Source organism: Piscibacillus salipiscarius, from assembly GCF_042685285.1.
GTDB lineage: Bacteria > Bacillota > Bacilli > Bacillales > Alkalibacillaceae > Piscibacillus > Piscibacillus salipiscarius.
This window is the reverse complement of the sequence record NZ_JBHUMZ010000017.1, coordinates 42,333-60,540: the sequence shown is the minus strand read 5'-3', so window position 1 is coordinate 60,540 and position 18,208 is coordinate 42,333. Positions and strand designations below refer to the sequence as shown.

20 protein-coding genes are annotated in these 18,208 nt (G+C 37.9%); 9 read left to right on the top strand and 11 right to left on the bottom strand.

Going from position 1 to position 18,208, the window contains the following annotated elements; all coding sequences use genetic code 11:
- Position 1: 1 nt before the first annotated feature.
- Together ACFSW4_RS06540 and acsA are read right to left on the bottom strand one after the other, a co-directional pair.
- Positions 2 to 1,351 (bottom strand): purine/pyrimidine permease, encoded by a 1,350-nt coding sequence (locus ACFSW4_RS06540; RefSeq protein ID WP_377328219.1) that lies wholly within the window; start codon positions 1,349 to 1,351, stop codon positions 2 to 4.
- A 41-nt stretch (positions 1,352 to 1,392) separates the two neighbouring features.
- Complete coding sequence (acsA, locus tag ACFSW4_RS06535) at positions 1,393 to 3,114, bottom strand: acetate--CoA ligase (RefSeq protein ID WP_377328217.1); 1,722 nt, start codon at positions 3,112 to 3,114, stop codon at positions 1,393 to 1,395.
- A 241-nt stretch (positions 3,115 to 3,355) separates the two neighbouring features.
- Between acsA and ACFSW4_RS06530 the strand changes: the two genes are divergently transcribed.
- From ACFSW4_RS06530 to ACFSW4_RS06490, 9 genes are all read left to right on the top strand, one after another.
- Positions 3,356 to 4,180, top strand: coding sequence for a M55 family metallopeptidase (locus ACFSW4_RS06530; protein WP_377328215.1), 825 nt, complete (start codon positions 3,356 to 3,358; stop codon positions 4,178 to 4,180).
- A 12-nt stretch (positions 4,181 to 4,192) separates the two neighbouring features.
- Positions 4,193 to 5,131 (top strand): ABC transporter permease, encoded by a 939-nt coding sequence (locus ACFSW4_RS06525; protein WP_279401744.1) that lies wholly within the window; start codon positions 4,193 to 4,195, stop codon positions 5,129 to 5,131.
- 1 nt (position 5,132) lies between these two features.
- A complete protein-coding gene (locus tag ACFSW4_RS06520) occupies positions 5,133 to 6,092 on the top strand; it encodes an ABC transporter permease (RefSeq protein WP_377328213.1) in 960 nt (319 codons plus the stop codon).
- 5 nt (positions 6,093 to 6,097) lie between these two features.
- On the top strand, positions 6,098 to 7,114 hold the full coding sequence (locus tag ACFSW4_RS06515) for an ABC transporter ATP-binding protein (protein WP_377328211.1): 1,017 nt from the start codon (positions 6,098 to 6,100) through the stop codon (positions 7,112 to 7,114).
- On the top strand, positions 7,111 to 8,778 hold the full coding sequence (locus ACFSW4_RS06510) for a peptide ABC transporter substrate-binding protein (protein WP_377328209.1): 1,668 nt from the start codon (positions 7,111 to 7,113) through the stop codon (positions 8,776 to 8,778). The genes ACFSW4_RS06515 and ACFSW4_RS06510 overlap by 4 nt, the downstream gene beginning before the upstream one ends.
- Before the next feature lie 63 nt (positions 8,779 to 8,841).
- A complete protein-coding gene (locus ACFSW4_RS06505) occupies positions 8,842 to 9,774 on the top strand; it encodes a S66 peptidase family protein (RefSeq protein ID WP_377328207.1) in 933 nt (310 codons plus the stop codon).
- Positions 9,771 to 10,862: a mandelate racemase/muconate lactonizing enzyme family protein gene (locus ACFSW4_RS06500; protein ID WP_377328205.1), complete on the top strand. Its 1,092-nt coding sequence runs from the start codon at positions 9,771 to 9,773 to the stop codon at positions 10,860 to 10,862. Before ACFSW4_RS06505 ends, ACFSW4_RS06500 begins: the two co-directional genes overlap by 4 nt.
- A gap of 18 nt (positions 10,863 to 10,880) precedes the next feature.
- Positions 10,881 to 11,813: a C40 family peptidase gene (locus ACFSW4_RS06495; protein ID WP_377328203.1), complete on the top strand. Its 933-nt coding sequence runs from the start codon at positions 10,881 to 10,883 to the stop codon at positions 11,811 to 11,813.
- Complete coding sequence (locus ACFSW4_RS06490; RefSeq protein WP_054754100.1) at positions 11,810 to 12,820, top strand: ABC transporter ATP-binding protein; 1,011 nt, start codon at positions 11,810 to 11,812, stop codon at positions 12,818 to 12,820. Before ACFSW4_RS06495 ends, ACFSW4_RS06490 begins: the two co-directional genes overlap by 4 nt.
- Before the next feature lie 24 nt (positions 12,821 to 12,844).
- Here the strand turns inward: ACFSW4_RS06490 and ACFSW4_RS06485 are convergent, their stop codons facing one another.
- The 9 genes from ACFSW4_RS06485 to ACFSW4_RS06445 all read right to left on the bottom strand — a co-directional run bounded on the left by ACFSW4_RS06485 (position 12,845) and on the right by ACFSW4_RS06445 (position 18,204).
- Complete coding sequence (locus ACFSW4_RS06485) at positions 12,845 to 13,198, bottom strand: YidH family protein (RefSeq protein ID WP_377328201.1); 354 nt, start codon at positions 13,196 to 13,198, stop codon at positions 12,845 to 12,847.
- 87 nt (positions 13,199 to 13,285) lie between these two features.
- A complete protein-coding gene (locus ACFSW4_RS06480; protein ID WP_054754103.1) occupies positions 13,286 to 14,068 on the bottom strand; it encodes a sulfite exporter TauE/SafE family protein in 783 nt (260 codons plus the stop codon).
- A 95-nt stretch (positions 14,069 to 14,163) separates the two neighbouring features.
- On the bottom strand, positions 14,164 to 15,294 hold the full coding sequence (locus ACFSW4_RS06475) for an MBL fold metallo-hydrolase (protein ID WP_377328199.1): 1,131 nt from the start codon (positions 15,292 to 15,294) through the stop codon (positions 14,164 to 14,166).
- Positions 15,295 to 15,390: 96 nt separating this feature from the next.
- Positions 15,391 to 15,960 (bottom strand): sulfurtransferase TusA family protein, encoded by a 570-nt coding sequence (locus ACFSW4_RS06470; RefSeq protein ID WP_377328197.1) that lies wholly within the window; start codon positions 15,958 to 15,960, stop codon positions 15,391 to 15,393.
- 18 nt (positions 15,961 to 15,978) lie between these two features.
- A complete protein-coding gene (locus ACFSW4_RS06465; RefSeq protein WP_054754105.1) occupies positions 15,979 to 16,278 on the bottom strand; it encodes a rhodanese-like domain-containing protein in 300 nt (99 codons plus the stop codon).
- A 17-nt stretch (positions 16,279 to 16,295) separates the two neighbouring features.
- Positions 16,296 to 16,775, bottom strand: coding sequence for a DsrE/DsrF/DrsH-like family protein (locus tag ACFSW4_RS06460; RefSeq protein WP_377328195.1), 480 nt, complete (start codon positions 16,773 to 16,775; stop codon positions 16,296 to 16,298).
- 107 nt (positions 16,776 to 16,882) lie between these two features.
- Complete coding sequence (locus tag ACFSW4_RS06455) at positions 16,883 to 17,110, bottom strand: sulfurtransferase TusA family protein (protein WP_054754107.1); 228 nt, start codon at positions 17,108 to 17,110, stop codon at positions 16,883 to 16,885.
- A gap of 101 nt (positions 17,111 to 17,211) precedes the next feature.
- Positions 17,212 to 17,472, bottom strand: coding sequence for a metal-sensitive transcriptional regulator (locus ACFSW4_RS06450; RefSeq protein WP_054754109.1), 261 nt, complete (start codon positions 17,470 to 17,472; stop codon positions 17,212 to 17,214).
- 144 nt (positions 17,473 to 17,616) lie between these two features.
- Positions 17,617 to 18,204 carry a CotY/CotZ family spore coat protein gene (locus ACFSW4_RS06445; RefSeq protein WP_054754111.1) on the bottom strand — a complete coding sequence of 196 codons (588 nt, stop codon included), beginning with the start codon at positions 18,202 to 18,204 and terminating at the stop codon, positions 17,617 to 17,619.
- Positions 18,205 to 18,208: the final 4 nt, after the last annotated feature.

Sequence of the window (18,208 nt, the reverse complement as noted above, 5' to 3'; positions counted from 1 at the left end):
ATTATGTACTTGCTTGTTTATTTCTATCTTCATTTTTCCATATTTGTTCTAAAAATACGGCCAATACTGTACCAACTAACATCCCGTTACTAATCACTTGTCTTACCGTTCCAGGTAACTCTGCAAATGCTTCAGAAGGAATAAACATCAACCCCGAACCTAGAAGCAGAGAAATTGTAATAATGGTTAATCGTCTATGATCAAGTCCATCTGCGAATAGATTTCTTAGTCCTAATCCCATCAATTGAACGAAAGTTGCAAGTAACGCAGCATTAGCTACAGGCGATGGAATTCCAGCTAAGAAGGATATGATAGGTGGGAAAAATGCAACTAAAATTAATAACATCGATGCCCACATAAATGGACTTTTACGCTTTTCGCCTGTTAATTGTATAAAACCCGCTGATGATGCTAAAGGAACAACTGCTACACTTGAAAAAATTCCTGAAATTCCATGGTTCACACCAAGCATAAAACTTCCACGATTCATCTGGCTGACAGAGAAGTTTGACTTTCCTTCAATGACTTCCGTAGCAGCTGAAAGTGAAGCTACAATATTGGATAATAAAATAAGTCCGGTTAACACCGCTACTGGTACAATACTCCAATCAAACTGAGGTGTTCCCCACGCAAACCATTCAGGCATTGATAGCCAATTTTGTGTCGTAAGCTTAGTTGTTGAATCTTTAAACATGACAAATAAAATCCAGCCTAACCCAATGCCTAATAGCACAGCATAGCTCTTAACCCAGCCATTAAAGAAATTAGAAAAAACTAAAACTGCAATAAATGTGACCATTGCAATCAGAAAGCCATCTAATTGCGCCGTCGTCACTTGGTCAGATAAACCAAACATTCCCTGAAGGAAGGTGCCACTTAATTGAAATGTTAGTAAAGTCAGAAAAACCCCTGTTACTAAAGGTGTAAAATATGAAATAACTTTACCTGATATCTTAAATACCCCAAATAAGATTAGTAAAACACCGGTTAAGATCATCCCCATCTCAAGCATTCGTAACGCCTCTAACCCTGCAGCACCTGTAGAGCCCACACTCGCCGCAAATACAGCAAACGTACTTACCCATAATCCTGCAGGCCCATCAACAATTGGTAACTTATGCCCTAGCCACCCTTGTAAGAAACACGCTATGCCAATGACAAAAAAGGTTCTTTGCATAAGTAGCATAATGGCCATTGTATCCATTTGAAAGATTGATCCAATAACGATTGGAATGGCCACTGCATTGGCCAGTAAAAATATAAACCACTGAATAATTGAAAACATAACATCACTGCTTTCTATCTTGTTGTTCATTAATTGAATTATAAACGATTTACGGTGATCAACCAAAAAAAGAGTGCCCTAATTTTTTAGGACACCCTAACATAATCTTATTCTTCTAATGTAGACGTATCACCTTCAGGCAAGCCTAGTTCGCGAGCTTTTAACAGACGACGCATAATCTTACCACTACGCGTTTTTGGAATTGAATCTGTAACATCCATTTCACGAGGTGCTGCGTGTGCTGCTAATCCTGTTTTGACGAATTGACGAATATCTTCTAGTAATTCATCTGATTCTTCATAGCCTTCATTTAATGAAATGAACGCCTTAATAATTTCTCCACGTTCAGGGTCAGGTTTACCAATAACACCTGCTTCTGATACCGCTTCATGCTCAATTAACTTACTTTCGACCTCAAATGGTCCAACACGTTCACCTGATGTGTTAATAACATCATCTAAACGACCTTGGAACCAGAAGTAACCATCTTCATCAAGATAGGCACTATCACCAGATACATACCAACCATTTAAGAAGTAGCTTTCATATTTTTCAGGGCGCTTCCAAATCGCACGCATCATGGCTGGCCAACCTTCTTTAATCGCAAGGTTCCCCATACGATTAGGTGGTAATTCATTTCCTTGATCATCCACGATCGACGCCACTACTCCTGGAATTGGTTTACCCATGGAACCAGGGCGAATTTCCATTGTCGGATAGTTACAAATGAGCTGAGCACCAGTCTCTGTCATCCACCATGTATCATGAATACGGCGATCAAATGCTTTTAAGCCCCAATAAACGACTTCTGGGTTTAACGGTTCGCCGACACTTAGAATATGGCGTACCGTTGATAAATCATACTTTTTAGCAACCTCTTCTCCCGCACTCATTAATTTACGGAAAGCGGTAGGTGCAGAGTACCAAACAGTGACTTTATATTGATCCAATGCTTTATACCAAGCATCCGGCGTAAAACGTCCTCCCACTACAACGTTAGTAACTCCGTTTAACCAAGGGGCAAATACACCGTAACTCGTACCAGTTACCCAGCCCGGATCGGCTGTACACCAGTACACATCACCTTCTTGTAAATCTAGAACCCATTTTCCTGTTTGATAGTGCTGAATCATAGCGTTATGAACATGGAATACCCCTTTAGGCTTACCAGTTGATCCAGATGTATAGTGAATGACCATTCCATCTTCTAGATCAACCCACTCAATATCGAAATCGTCACTAGCATTTTTCATTTCTTCATGATAGTCAATATAACCATCTTCAATATCTTTAGAATCACCGACTAGTACAACCTTCTTTAAATCAGGTAACTGATCTTGTGGTACACGATAAAGTAGGTCAGGTGTCGTAATAAGCATAGTCGCTTCACTATCTTCAAGGCGGTCATGAACAGCTTGCTCCATAAACGCTTCGAATAAAGGACCAGCAATTGCACCTACTTTTAGAATTCCTAGAAAACTAGCATAGAACTCAGGTGATCTCGGCATAAACAAGAAGACACGGTCACCTTTTTCAATGCCTTGCTTTTTCAATACATTTGCGAATTTATTACTCTGCTTGCTAAGTTCTTCAAATGTTAATTTTTCTTCCCGATCAGGTGCTACATAATGAAGAGCAACTTGATCTTTCTTATTAGGGTTTTCTGCATGTCGATCGATAGCTTCATAGGCAATATTAACTTTTCCTGTGTCATACCATGAGAAAGCTTTTTTTGCTTCTTCCCAGTCAAAGTTTTCATAAGTTTGTTTGTAGTTGTCCAAGTTGTGTTGTCCATTTGATCCTTGTAATTCTTTTACTTCTTCTGCCATTCTATCACCTCAACTATTTTTTAATTTAAATAACAATTTCCTTAAACACATAACTTAAAACAAAATTTTCATATTATGTGAAAATTCTGTTACTAACTATTGTATATGAGAAAGCGCTTTTTTTAAAGTGATAAAATTTCCACCATATAATCTGATGAAAAATTGATTTTTTTCTAAATATTTGGTAAATTTATATACATTAAAATAAATATTTTTACATCATGGAGGGAGCTTACTATATATGAAATTGTATATGTCTGTGGATATGGAAGGTATTACTGGTTTACCCGATTATACGTTTGTAAACCCTCAATTCCATAACTATGAACGTGCAAGGCGGATTATGACCCAAGAAGCTAACCACGTTATTGAAACCGCTTTTAATAATGGCTGTGACTATTTTTTAGTTAATGACAGCCACTCTAAAATGAATAATTTACTTGTTGATGAATTATATGAAGAAGCTGAGCTGATCACAGGCGGTGTTAAGCGTTACTCTATGGTGGAAAGCCTGGATGATTCTTATCAAGGAGCTATCTTTCTAGGCTATCACGCCCGTGCTGGACAACCTGGAGTCATGTCTCATTCGATGACTTTTGGTGTGCGTAATTTCTACGTCAATGATACGGCCGTTGGAGAATTAGGTTTAAACGCGTACGTTGCTGGTTACTATGATGTACCTGTCATCTTAGTTGGTGGTGATGATTGTGCATCTCATGAAGCAGAGCAGCTTATACCTAATGTCGTAACAGCACCTGTTAAGTATTCAATTACGAGACAGGCCGTAAAATCATTGACACCGAAGAAATCTGGAGAACTTTTAAGAGAGAAAACCATTGAAGCTATTAATCTATTAAATCGAATTGACCCGTTAACTCCTCCAAAACAACCAACTTTCAGAATTGAATTTAATAACTATGGTCAAGCGGAGTGGGCTGCGATTATGCCCGGTACCGAAATCGAACCAAATAGTTGTATCGTAAAATTTGAGGCTAAAGATATATTAGAAGCATACCGTGCCATGGTGGTCATGACAGAATTAGCCATGAATTCAACATTTAATTAAGGGGGGAGTAAGTTGTTTCGATACATAATCAAGCGTTTTTTAATGGCACTTTTAACTATTTGGATTATTGCCACACTGACATTCATATTAATGATGTCCATTCCTGGCTCCCCGTTTAATAGTGTTGCAGATAAGACTTCTAATGAAGCAGTGCAAGAAAATTTAAAGTCTCACTTTAACTTGGATGACCCACCAGTCGTTCAATATATGCATTACTTAAAATCGATCGCTACGTTTGACTTTGGGCCGTCAATCAAAAAGCCCAATTCAACAGTTAATGAATTGTTAGGCCGAGGGTTTCCAATCTCAGCAGAACTTGGGATTATTTCTGTTCTAGTTGCCTTAGTTTCAGGTATTGCTTTAGGGGTTTTAGCAGCTTTAAGGCATAACGGGATTATTGACTATATGGCTATGACAATTGCTGTTTTAGGTATTTCAATTCCTAACTTTGTTTTGGCAACATTACTCATCCAACAACTAGCTGTAAATTATAACATTTTTCCTGTTGCGACATGGAAATCTCCAATGCATATGGTGTTACCAACCATTGCGCTGGCAACTGGACCAATGGCTATTATTGCTAGGCTAACTCGGTCAAGCATGCTAGAAGTGCTGACACAAGATTATATTAAAATGGCGCGAGCAAAGGGCCTTTCACCTTATAAGGTCATTATTAAACACGCATTAAGAAATGCTTTAATGCCAGTTGTAACCATTTTAGGGACGCTACTTGCCGGTGTTTTAACGGGGACATTTGTCATTGAAAAAATCTTTGCCATTCCTGGAATGGGACAATATTTCGTACAAAGCATTAATGAACGTGACTATCCCGTAATTATGGGGACAACCGTATTCTACAGTGCCTTTTTAATCTTCATGCTGTTTTTAGTCGATATTACCTACGGCATTTTAGATCCGAGAATTAAAATACACGATGAGAAAGGGGATTAGAATGGATCAACAAGTTAAACACCAAAACAATCAGCTTAATCCTAAGGAAATCCCCGTAGAATGGTTACAACCTCTTGAACAAAAAGAGCTTAATCAGGAAGAAGTTGTTCGTCCTTCCTTATCATATTGGCAAGATGCGTGGCAACGTTTAAAGAAAAACAAAATGGCTATGGGAGGATTGTTCTTCTTAGTTTTACTAGGTATCATGGCAATCTTTGGTCCATATATGACTCCTTACACGGTAAATGGACAAAACCTTGCCGTGCAAAACCAAGCACCATCTGTTAATCACTGGTTTGGGACTGATGACTTGGGAAGAGATGTCTTTACTAGAACTTGGTATGGTGCAAGAATCTCATTATTTGTGGGGCTTGTTGCGGCTTTTATCGACTTCTTTATCGGTGTCATCTATGGAGGAATTTCAGGTTATAAAGGTGGAAGAACCGATAATATTATGATGCGAATTGTAGAGATCCTTTACGGTTTACCTTATCTATTAATCGTTATTCTGTTACTTGTCGTTTTAGGTCCTAGTTTATTTACGATTATTCTAGCTCTATCTCTTACTGGATGGGTTGGAATGGCAAGAATTGTTCGTGGACAAGTCTTACAACTAAAAACACTAGAGTTTGTCCATGCCTCTAAATCATTTGGAGCTAAAACGAGCCGAATCATTCGGAAAAACCTCTTGCCCAACACGATGGGACCTATTATTGTCCAAATGACCTTAACGGTTCCAACTGCCATATTTGCCGAAGCATTTTTAAGTTTCTTAGGTCTTGGTATCTCAAGCCCCTTTGCAAGCTGGGGTGTGATGGCCAATGATTCACTAACAACGATTATATCTGGACATTGGTGGCGCTTGTTCTTCCCAGCGTTTTTCATTTCAGCAACGATGTTTGCTTTTAACGTACTAGGAGACGGTCTTCAAGATGCCCTTGATCCAAAACTAAGGAGGTGACACCTATGAAAAAAATACTTGAAGTTGATGACCTTCATGTTTCATTTTCTACATACGGCGGTGAAGTCAAAGCAGTACGCGGGGTATCTTTTGATTTATATCAAGGGGAAACGTTAGCAATTGTAGGTGAATCAGGCTGTGGTAAAAGTGTAACCGCCAATAGCATCATGCAATTAATCCCTAAACCTGCTGGAAAAATTCGTAATGGCCGGATTGTTTTTAAAGATCAAGACATTACGCACTATAACGAACGGCAGATGAAGGAAATTCGGGGTGTGGATATTTCGATGATCTTCCAAGACCCTATGACAGCACTTAACCCTACTCTAACGATAGGTGATCAGTTAACTGAAGGTTTGATTCAACACGAAAAAATATCTAGAAGCAAAGCTAAAGAAAAAGCCATTGACATGCTCAACCTTGTAGGGATTCCAAGTCCAGAAGAGCGGTTAAAACAGTATCCCCACCAATTTAGTGGTGGAATGAGGCAACGTATTGTTATTGCCATTGCTCTTATTTGTGAACCTGATTTACTCATTGCCGATGAGCCGACCACAGCTCTGGATGTTACTATTCAAGCGCAAATTCTAGAACTATTTAATAAGATTCAACAGCAAACTAATGTTGCGATAATTTTAATTACACACGACTTTGGTGTTGTTGCAAAAGTTGCAGATCGAATCGCGGTCATGTATGCAGGGAAAATCATTGAAACTGGCTTTAAGAAAGAGATTTTCTACGAAGCTAAACACCCTTACACAAAAGGTCTACTGCATTCTATTCCACGGTTAGATCAAAAAGATGAGAAACTGATTCCTATTGATGGAACGCCGCCAGACCTATTTTCACCACCAGTTGGCTGCCCTTTTACAGCAAGGTGTCCACATGCCATGGTGGCTTGCGAAAAGGTTTATCCTATCCGTCATGAAAATAGCGAGTCACATTACGTGGAGTGCTGGCTTTATGATGAGAGGGTCCAACATATGAAAATTAATATAAAACCAAAGGAGGAATACAAATGAATAAAAAGTGGTTACTGGCTTTAATGGTCACACTACTGACCATGCTACTCGTTGCCTGTACAACATCAACGGGTGAAGGTGAAGATGAAGAAAGCAATAGCGAAAACAACACAGAAGAAAATGAAAGTTCAAATGAAAATGAGGGAGACGAAGGTGACAAAAAGATACTCTATTTAAATAATGCAACTGAACCAACATCGTTCGACCCACCAGTTGGGTTTAACTCCGTTTCCTGGAACACTTTAAACAACTTACTAGAAGGATTAACACGATTAGATCAATCCCATGAGCCTAAGCCTGCCATGGCTAAGGAATGGGAAGTATCTGAAGATGGCCAAGAGTACACATTCTTCTTAAGAGAGGATGCCAATTGGTCAAACGGTGACCCCGTGACAGCACAAGATTTTGTTTATGCTTGGAGACATTTATTAGATCCTGAAACAGCTTCATCAGCTGCTTTCTTAGGTTACTTCATTAAAAACGGTGAAGCATTTAACGCTGGTGAAGCATCTGCAGAAGATGTTGGCGTTGAAGCAGTTGATGACAAAACATTTAAAGTTACACTTGAATCACCAACTGGCTTCTTCTTAGACTTAGTCTCAAATCCTGCATTCTTCCCGGTTAACCATAAGGTTGCGGAAGAAAACCCTGATTGGCATGCAGAAGCTGATACTTTTGTTGCAAATGGACCTTTTTCATTAAAAGAGTGGAACCACGATCAAAACATGGTTTTTGAGAAGAACCCTGAATACTGGGACGCTGATACTGTTAAGTTAGATGAAGTTCATTGGGCTATGGTCAATGATACTAATACTGAATACCAAATGTACGAAAGTGGTGAGCTAGATACATCGGGCATTCCTTCTGATTTAGCTGACCAACTTTTAGAAGGTGATGATGTTACAAATGAAGAACAAGCAGGTGTCTACTTCTACCGCTTTAATGTTAATGAAGAACCGTTCCAAAATAAGAAAATTAGAAAAGCATTTGCTTTAGCTGTAAACCAACAAGAAATTGTTGATTACATTACTAAGAACTTAGAAAAACCAGCATATGGTTTCGTATCATACGGCTTTACAGATCATAATGGTGAAGATTTCCGTGAGGTAAACGGAAATTTAATCGAAACAAACGCAGAAAAAGCTAAACAATTATTAGAAGAAGGTATGAAAGAAGAAGGTTATGATGAGTTACCACAAGTGACATTATCGTATAACACAAGTGAAACTCACAAATCGATTGCAGAATATTTACAAGAAACATATAACAAGGTTTTAGATGTTCAAGTTGAGTTAGAAAACACAGAATGGAATGTTTTCTTACAGGATCAAAAAGACCTAAAACACCAGTTCTCACGTAGTTCATTCTTAGCCGATTATGCAGACCCTGTTAACTTCTTAGAAAGCTTTGTGACAGATTCATCTATGAACCGTACAGGCTGGTCAAATGAAGAATACGATCAACTAATCGCAAATGCAAAAAGTGAAACGGACGAAGCAAAACGTTTCGAATATTTATATGAAGCAGAGAAGATTTTATTTGAAGAGATGCCACTCTTCCCAATTCACTTCTATAACCAAGTCAATTTACAAAACCCAGATGTATCTGGCATTGTACGTCACCCAGTTGGTTATTTAGAACTTAAATGGGCAGATAAGAAATAAAATGTATTAAGGTAAAGGGCATACCGAGCTATGCCCTTTATCCAAATTAAAGGAGTTTAATCTATGATTCTACCAAAGGCATTACAACCAGGAGATACTATTGGTGTCATAGCACCTGCTAGCCCACCTAATATAGAGAATCTGAAAAAGGCCATTCCTTTTTTTGAAAACATTGGATTTAAGGTTCAACTAGGTCACTATGTCGAAGAAGTACATGGTTATTTAGCAGGCACAGATGAACAGCGTTTAAAAGACCTGCATGACATGTTTAGAGACGACAACATCAAAGCCATTATTTGTGCTGGTGGAGGTTATGGAACAGGTCGAATAGCAGCTTCCATTGACTATGATTTAATAAAAAAACATCCCAAGATATTCTGGGGATATAGTGATATTACATATTTACATACAGCCATTAGGCAACAAACAGGTCTTATTACATTCCACGGACCTATGCTGGCATCAGATATAGGTAAAGACGATTTCCACGAGCATTCAAAGCAAGCTTTCAATCAATTATCTCAACCTACACCCATGATATATGATCATACATATTCTGAACTAAAAGTAATTTCTAAAGGTGATGCTAACGGGGAAATTGTTGGTGGAAATTTATCTTTAATCGTTAATTCATTAGGCGGCCCTTATGAAATAGACACGAATGGAAAACTACTTTTCATAGAAGATGTTGATGAGCCACCTTATCGTATTGATTCTTTCTTATCTCAGCTTAAACACGCCGGAAAGCTTGATGATGCAGCAGGTATTATTGTTGGTGACTTTAACAATGCTAAACCGAAAAAAGACCGGCCATCCTTTACGTTAGAACAAGTATTAAATGATTACTTAAGTACATTAAATAAACCGGTCATAAGCGGTTTTAAAATCGGCCATTGTCAACCACATTACGCCATACCGCTTGGCGTTCAAGCTAATCTATCAACCGAAGCCAAACGTTTATCCATCGAGCCAGGTGTCATAGGAGGATCATCTTGAACATAAAGCAAATCGAAACTTTTCAAATTCGAATACCATTAAATAAACCTTTTAAAACTGCTTTAAGAACCGTGACTGAAGCGGACACCATTTACGTTAAAATTACTTTAGAAGATGGAACGATTGGTTATGGGGAAGCACCACCAACTCTTGTCATTACAGGCGATAGTTTAAGAAGTATTAAGTATTGTATAGAAGAGGTCTTTAAACCCCTTTTAATAGGGCAATCCATTAAAAACATACATCAATTACTAGAAAAAATTCACAGAGCGATCGTACGCAACACGAGTGCTAAAGCTGCTATAGATATGGCGTTATTTGACTGTTTAGCAAGGTCAGCTAACCTCCCTCTTTATCAATTACTAGGCGGTTATCGAAATAAAATTGAAACAGATTATACCGTAAGTGTTAACCGTCCTGACGAGATGGCTCAAGATGCTCAGGAGTATGTTAGCCAAGGCTTTTCAATATTAAAAGTTAAAGTTGGTAAAGATCAAATAGAACAAGATATTAAACGAATAAAAGCCATTCGAGAAAGAATAGGCACTTCAACTACCATTCGTTTAGATGCCAATCAAGGCTGGTCAGTTAAAGAAGCCATTTATGCGATTAATAAAATGGAAGAGCTCGGCTTAGACATTGAACTAGTTGAGCAGCCTGTGATCGCTAATGACATTGAAGGTTTGAAAGAAGTCACAACCCAAACCCACACTCTGATCATGGCAGACGAAAGTGTTTTCTCACCGGTTGATGCTAGAAGAGTGTTAGAAACAAGAAGTAGTGATCTAATCAATATAAAACTAATGAAATCAGGCGGTATCTACCACGCACTAAAAATTAACCATATGGCAGAAACATTTGGGATTCCTTGTATGGTCGGAAGTATGATTGAAACGAAATTAGGCATCACAGCAGCTGCACATTTTGCTGCAAGCCAGCCTAATATCACCAGGTACGACTTTGATGCTCCGCTCATGTTATCAGATGATACGATTTATGGTGGAGCCCAGTATACGCAAAATATTATGACGTTACCTGATGAACCTGGTTTAGGGGTTAAGACGATTAATAAAGCCTACATTCTTTAACTGAAAGGATTATGTAATATGAGCCAACAACAAGCTAATATATGGGTTTGTAACGTTTCTGTGGCAACGATTTGGACAGATTCGGAATCACCAAGAGTCATCGATCAAGTTGGCTTAACAAAACCTGTATTATTACAAAAATGGTACGACGAATTAACCAAAAAACAAAGAGATCATCTATGCTATGAGAAACGAGTACAATCCCAGCTTCTCTACGGTGAAGAAGTCATTGTCGATCAAATTGAAGGTAAATGGGCTAAAATTATTGCCGTCAATCAACCTTCTAAAAAGGATGAACGGGGCTATCCTGGGTGGGTTCCTCTTACTCAGCTCAAGTTAGTTAGTCAAGACTGGCGTGAACCACCTATTGCTTTAGTAACCAATGAACAAACCATTTTATACGATTCTAATAAATTACCGTTTCTAGAGTTAAGTTACGGAACCTATTTACCTGTTTTAAAGCAGCAAGAGAGTTGGATTAAAGTTCGAACACCTGAAGGCGAGGGTTGGTTTCAAGCAAAAAACATAAAGGTTTACAATTCAATTAAAGATTTACCTCAAGGTAATGGTCAATCGATTGTTAAGTCAGCAGAACAATTTTTAAAGCTCCCATATTTTTGGGGTGGGATGAGTGCATTCGGTTATGACTGTTCTGGATTTGCTTACACCATGCATAAGATGAACGGGTACAGGATCCCCCGTGATGCATCAGACCAAGCCTTACAAGGCAAGCAAGTTGCGTTTAATGAGTTAAAGATAGGCGATTTATTATTTTTTGAAGGTGACATAGGTAAAGGTAACATTAATCACGTCGGTATTTACTATGGAAACGGACAAATGATTCATTCATCTATTTCTAGTACTGGTATTGAAGTTATTTCGCTTGCAGGTTCTAGATATGAATCTAAATTATGTGAAGCAAGAAGGTACTACCAGGAGGAGTCTACATGACAAAAGATTTATTAAGAGTAGAGAACTTAAAAAAATATTTCAAAGTTGGGCGAAACCAAACGTTAAAAGCTGTTGATGATGTAACATTTTCGATTAAAGAAGGTGAAACATTTGGTGTTGTAGGCGAATCAGGTTGTGGAAAATCAACAGCGGGAAGAACGATTCTAACCTTATATGAAAAAACAGGTGGTAACGTGATTTATGATGACGTTAATGTCCACGATATCCCTGAACAAGAACGCTTTAAGTTATTTAGGGATATGCAGATGATTTTCCAGGACCCTTATGCCTCACTAAATCCAAGGTCAACAGTCAAGGAGATTATCTCAGAACCAATGGAGGTTCATGGCCTTTATAAAAATAATAAAGAAAGACTCAAGAAAGTATATGAATTACTTGAAGAAGTCGGACTGAACAGAGATCACGCTAACCGTTATCCTCATGAATTTAGTGGTGGGCAAAGGCAGCGTATTGGAATTGCCAGAGCTTTAGCGTTAGAGCCTAAATTTATTATTTGTGACGAACCTATTTCAGCACTTGATGTTTCAGTACAAGCACAAATCATTAATCTGTTAGAACGTCTTCAAGAGGAAAAAGGTTTAACTTATTTATTTATTGCCCACGACCTTTCAATGGTCAGACATATATCAGACCGGATTGCTGTTATGTATTTAGGACATATCGTAGAACTTACCGAAAGTAAAACATTATATGATGAACCGCTTCATCCATATACCAATGCACTCTTATCAGCTGTTCCAATCCCAGACCCTGACATAGAAGAAAATCGTTCAAGAATTGTGTTAGAAGGAGAATTACCAAGTCCAATTGATCCACCGTCAGGATGTGTTTTTAGAACTAGGTGTCCGCTTGCGCAAGATATCTGTGCTCATAAAAAGCCAAAACTGACAGAAGTTGAGGACGGCAGACACGTTGCCTGTCACCTGTACGACCCAGACATTTACGAAATGGATTCAACACAATTAACACAAATGCATAACTCATAAAAGATCTGGCTGTAGCCAGGTCTTTTAATATACAAAAAAATATAAGAAAAATAAAATACTAATAATGATCGTAAAAATTGACACTAACCAAACGACCCGATTAGACGGCTGAAACGTTTGTTCATTGATTTGCTTCTTTTTAACTAAATAACTATAAGTCGCGAACACAATAATGATTAGCCCTAAAACCACCGAGAATATGCCAATCATTTGAGCAAATTGATCAGCTGCGGCAGAGGTTTCATTCAACGAAAAATGGATATTCACAATTAAGAAACCTATACCAACCATTGCTAAAGCTGTACGGATCCATGCTAAATAAGTTCTTTCATTCGCTAAGTGTTGTTGAATATAATTAGAATCAATGGTTTTCTCCATATTTACACCTCACTCTAACTATTAATTAATTTAACCTAAATTAACGAATAAAAAACCCACCTGGCTAAAGGTGAGTTTAACTGATTCCTATAAAAAGTCTAGCCAAATTTTAATGGCAGATGCCAAGATTAATCCAGCTAAGATGATGTGTAAATATTTTGTATTAATTTTCTTACCAGCATTGGCTCCTAGTGGTGAGGCAATTAAACTTGCGACAATCATAATGATAGCCGGAACAAGTAATACTTGTCCTGTCATGATCTTACCTGCCGTTGAACCAATTGAAGAAATGAACGTTATCGCTAATGATGATGCAATCGTCATTCGTGTTGGAATTTTAAGCACGATCAGCATGATTGGAACTAACACAAATGCCCCTGCAGCACCCACGATTCCAGCACCAATACCTACAATAAATGCTAAGCTTGATGCCAGCGTTTTATTAAAGGTGACTTGATCTAGTGCAACATCATCTAAACCTTTCTTCGGCATAAACATCATAATAACGGCAATCGTCGCTAAAATCGCATAAACGAAATTAACAGACCCTTCGGATAAGAATCTAGATCCAAATCCGCCTATAAAGCTACCGATTAGAATGCTAATCCCCATATATAAAATAAGGGACTTATTTAGATAACCACCTTTTCGGTAAGCCCAGACACCACCAATGGTCGCAAAGAACACTTGAACAGCACTTATACCTGATACTTCATGGGACGTAAATGCTGCAAAACCTAATAGTGGTGGTATATATAATAACATTGGATATTTAACTATTGATCCACCGATTCCGACCATTCCAGAGATGAATGATCCAGCAAACCCAATAAGAAATAATACTAATAAAAACAATATACTATACTCCACAGGAAAACCCCCCTTGGTATCTCATTCATAAACTACCCTAGTTCAAAAAAATAATGAGGGAAATAAGGTCATAAACCTTATCCCCCTATTATTTATTACTTAACCGCACAACGGTTAGGACCAATTTCCATTTCACGTTTCTTTTCAGTTTCTGGAGAAATTTTACCCATGTTCGTTTCACGGATTTCTTGATATGCGTTTGGTTGTGGTGGTAAGTTTTCTGTAACCATACGACGGAATTCTTGCTCATCGTCCACATTTAGTCCGTGGTTATCTTGATATAATTCACCTAATTTTTTACCTACTGAACCATCTTCATTTAATTCATCATTTGTCATATAGTGTGCTGGTAATACTACTAGTTCATCAGAAAGTTCTTTATAACGTTTATAAAGTGTTTCACGTAAGTCACCTACCCAATCATCAGCTAAACCAGCTAAGTCTGGGCGACCAATTGAATCTACGAACAGAATGTCACCTGACATTAAATATTGGTCGTCAACGATAAATGATGTTGAACCAATTGTGTGTCCAGGTGAATATAATGCTTGAACACTGATCTTAGAAGAACCGATTTTAACATCTTCACCGTCTTCTAAAGGTTTGTATTCAAATTGTACTTCTGTCGCATCTTTTGGTGGTAACCAATAAGTTGCACCTGTTTTCTCAGCAATTTCGCGTCCACCAGAGATGTGGTCTGCGTGTAGGTGTGTGTCAAATGCGTGAGTGATTTTAGCACCTTTTTCTTCTGCAAAGTTAATGAACACATCGGCCATACGTACTGCATCAATCGTTGCTGCTTCACCGTCAGAGATCACCATATATGATAGGCAACCTTTACCTAGGCGTACGAACTGGTATAATTCACCACCATCTTTTAAGTCAGCAATTTTAACTGGCTCTAAGTGTTCACTCCAAGCCTTCATACCGCCTTCTACTGAATAAACATTGTCAAAACCAGCTTCAACTAGTTGATCCGCAACGAATTCAGATGAACCACCTTTCGCACAAACAACCGCTACATCACGATCTTTTGGTACTTTATCTTGAATAGGTTCAATTCCTTCGATTAAATCGAAGTAAGGTACGTTTAGATAATCAAAGTTGTCGCCTTCAATTTTCCAATCTTCAAATGCATCCTCATTACGTACATCTAATACGAATAAATCTTCTTTGTTGACTACTCGTTTCGCAATATCTTGAACATTCATTGTTTTTACTGACATCTTTTTATACCCCCTATGGTATTAATTTTGTGTTAATAAAAGAACTTGGAACGGACCAAGTCCTCTTTAGCTACAATTTCACTAACTACTACTTAATTACTTACTTTCAACGTCTCCATCCCATTCACTCATACCAGGGACTACGTTATATACTTTACTAAAACCTTTTTCACTTAATAATTGTGCTGCCATATCACTACGGTTACCAGTACGGCATACAACATAAATCTCATCGTCTTGACTTAATTCACTAACGCGATTCTCTAATTCACCGAATGGGATTGAGATTGCATTAGGAATATGACCAAATGCATATTCAGCTGATTCACGTACGTCTAAAACCGTTACACCATCAGAATTAACTTTTTGTTTTAAATCATCATTATTAACCTTATTGTCAAAAGAAGGTTGTTCTCCTGATTCACCTTCAGAAGCTTTGCGAACATAGTGCTTTAAGACATCTCCTTCTTCAACTGTGCCTAAATACTGATGACCACTACGCTCTGCCCAAGCTTTTAAATCAGCTTTTGAACCTTGATCTGTAGCTTCAATTAAGAGAACTTTGCCAGGCTCTACGTTTTCAATTTCTTTACGTGTTTTAACAATTGGCATAGGGCATGCTAAGCCTTTTGCATCTAACACATGATCTGCACTAATATTAGTCATTCAAGATCCCTCCTATTATTACTTCTCAACTGGACCTTCCCAGCTAAGCATTCCGCCTTCCATGTTCGTAACGTTATAACCTTTGCTTTCTAGAAATTGTGTTGCTTGACCGCTACGTCCACCAGAACGGCATACCATAATATACTCTTGATTCTTATCTAATTCATTCTCACGAAATTCAATTAGACCTAGTGGAATGTTTACCGCACCAGGTATTTTACCTTCCTGAACTTCCTCAACTTCACGAACGTCGATCAAGTTTAAATCTTCACCTTGATCTAATTTCTCTTGTACTGTTTTTGAATCAATTGTTTTCATAGTTCATACCTCCAAGATTAAATGAATAGGTTAATAGCGCCATCTTCACCTTCAGCAATATAAGCTGCGACACCACCGTATTCAATACCATCTAAAAGTTCTTCTTTCTTAAGACCTAATAAATCCATTGTCATCGTACAAGCTAGTAACGTAATATCCTGCTCTTTAGCCATATCGATTAAATCTGGTAATGGCATAGCATTATGCTTTTTAACAACACCTTTAATCATTTTTGGACCCATACCTAAAAATTGCATTTTAGATAGTGGCATGTTGTCTGCCCCACGAGGCATCATTTTACCAAACATTTTCTCCATAAATGATTTTTTTGGTTGTACTTTTTCATCTTTACGTAACGCATTTAATCCCCAGAAAGTGTGGAAAATTGTTACATCGTGATCATAAGCAGCTGCACCATTGGCAATGATATAGGCTGCCATTGTTTTATCGTAATCACCGCTGAATAGGATGATATTCGTCTTTTTCTTTTCAGCCATTGTATAACTCCTCCCTAATTGTTGGCTTTTTTGTAGAGAGATGATCAATCTGATGATCATCTCTCACATTACTTATACCCGTATAGGTATTTGTTAAACTAAAAAAATTATCCTTTTTTAATATAGAAAGTAAATACGCCGTCATCTTCATTCATGTCAACTAACTCATGACCTGAAGATTTGCACCATGCTGTTAGGTCACTCTTAGCACCTGCATCTGTTGCAACTACTTCTAGAATCTGACCACTTTCAACGTCCTCAATTGCCTTTTTAGTTTTTACAATTGGCATTGGGCATGCTAGACCTTTTGCATCTAAAGTTTTATTAATATCCATAAATAATTCCTCCTAAGAAATTGTTTTAGTATTTTTAATACCCTATGGGGTATATTAACTTATAAAATGAAATCCGTCAACAGCTTAGTATAAATTTTTTGTTAACGGCTTTTAACTAATAAATTAACAGCTTCTTTAACTTTATCTTCTGTGTCCTCATCATTTTCATTTGCATCTTGAACACATTCGATTAAGTTATTGCTCACGACTACTCCTATGGTCCGATCAATTGCTGTTCGGCTTGCAGATAACTGGGTAATCACGTCTTTACAATCTGCTCCTTCTTCCATCATACGAAGAACCCCACGCAATTGACCTTCCAAACGTTTCACTCTATTTTTAACTTTTGCATCGTATTCCATCATGATTACCTCCTCTCAATTACAATGATACAACGCAAAACGAATATTGTCATTTATGACGTTACGTATTCATCATATACCCCTATAGGTATTTTGTCAAACATAAAAAAACTGGCACCGTAAAACGGCACCAGTCATGGATGATTAATCGTCGCAGTGGGCACTTGCGCCACCGCCACCACCTGAATTACGTCTCCACTCAGATACAGGTAATGCTCTTACTGGATCTAAGCAAGCAATTGCCATAAACTCACATAAATCTACAGTGATACAAATACCTGTGCGTTGAAAGTCTCTTATACTATTTCCAGTTGGTGGAACAAAATCACATAAATCTTCTCCACCCGATCCAGGTGTTTGACCACCTTCGTTTACTGGTAATAATAACTCTAATTCAGCACAACAATTCTTTTTCACCTTGCTTACTCGGAAAATTGGAGTTTCGATACAATTGTAAGCTACCATATTATTACCAAAAGGATTAGCAACTACACTTCTGCCAATAAACTCTTTGCAATCTCCTTTACAGTATAAAACGAATGGAACTGTATCGTTAGTAGTACTCGGTCCAGTAGTTGGGGATAATAAGTCATTGATTGACTGTTTACATCCCGTTTCACATCCTTGACCTCTTCCCGCTACTTCATCTTGTGCAGCAGCAATTTTAGCTACAGTTTTACATACACATTTGTTGTTTTTACAATCCAATTCATTGCAATTGTCTTCAAACATTTAT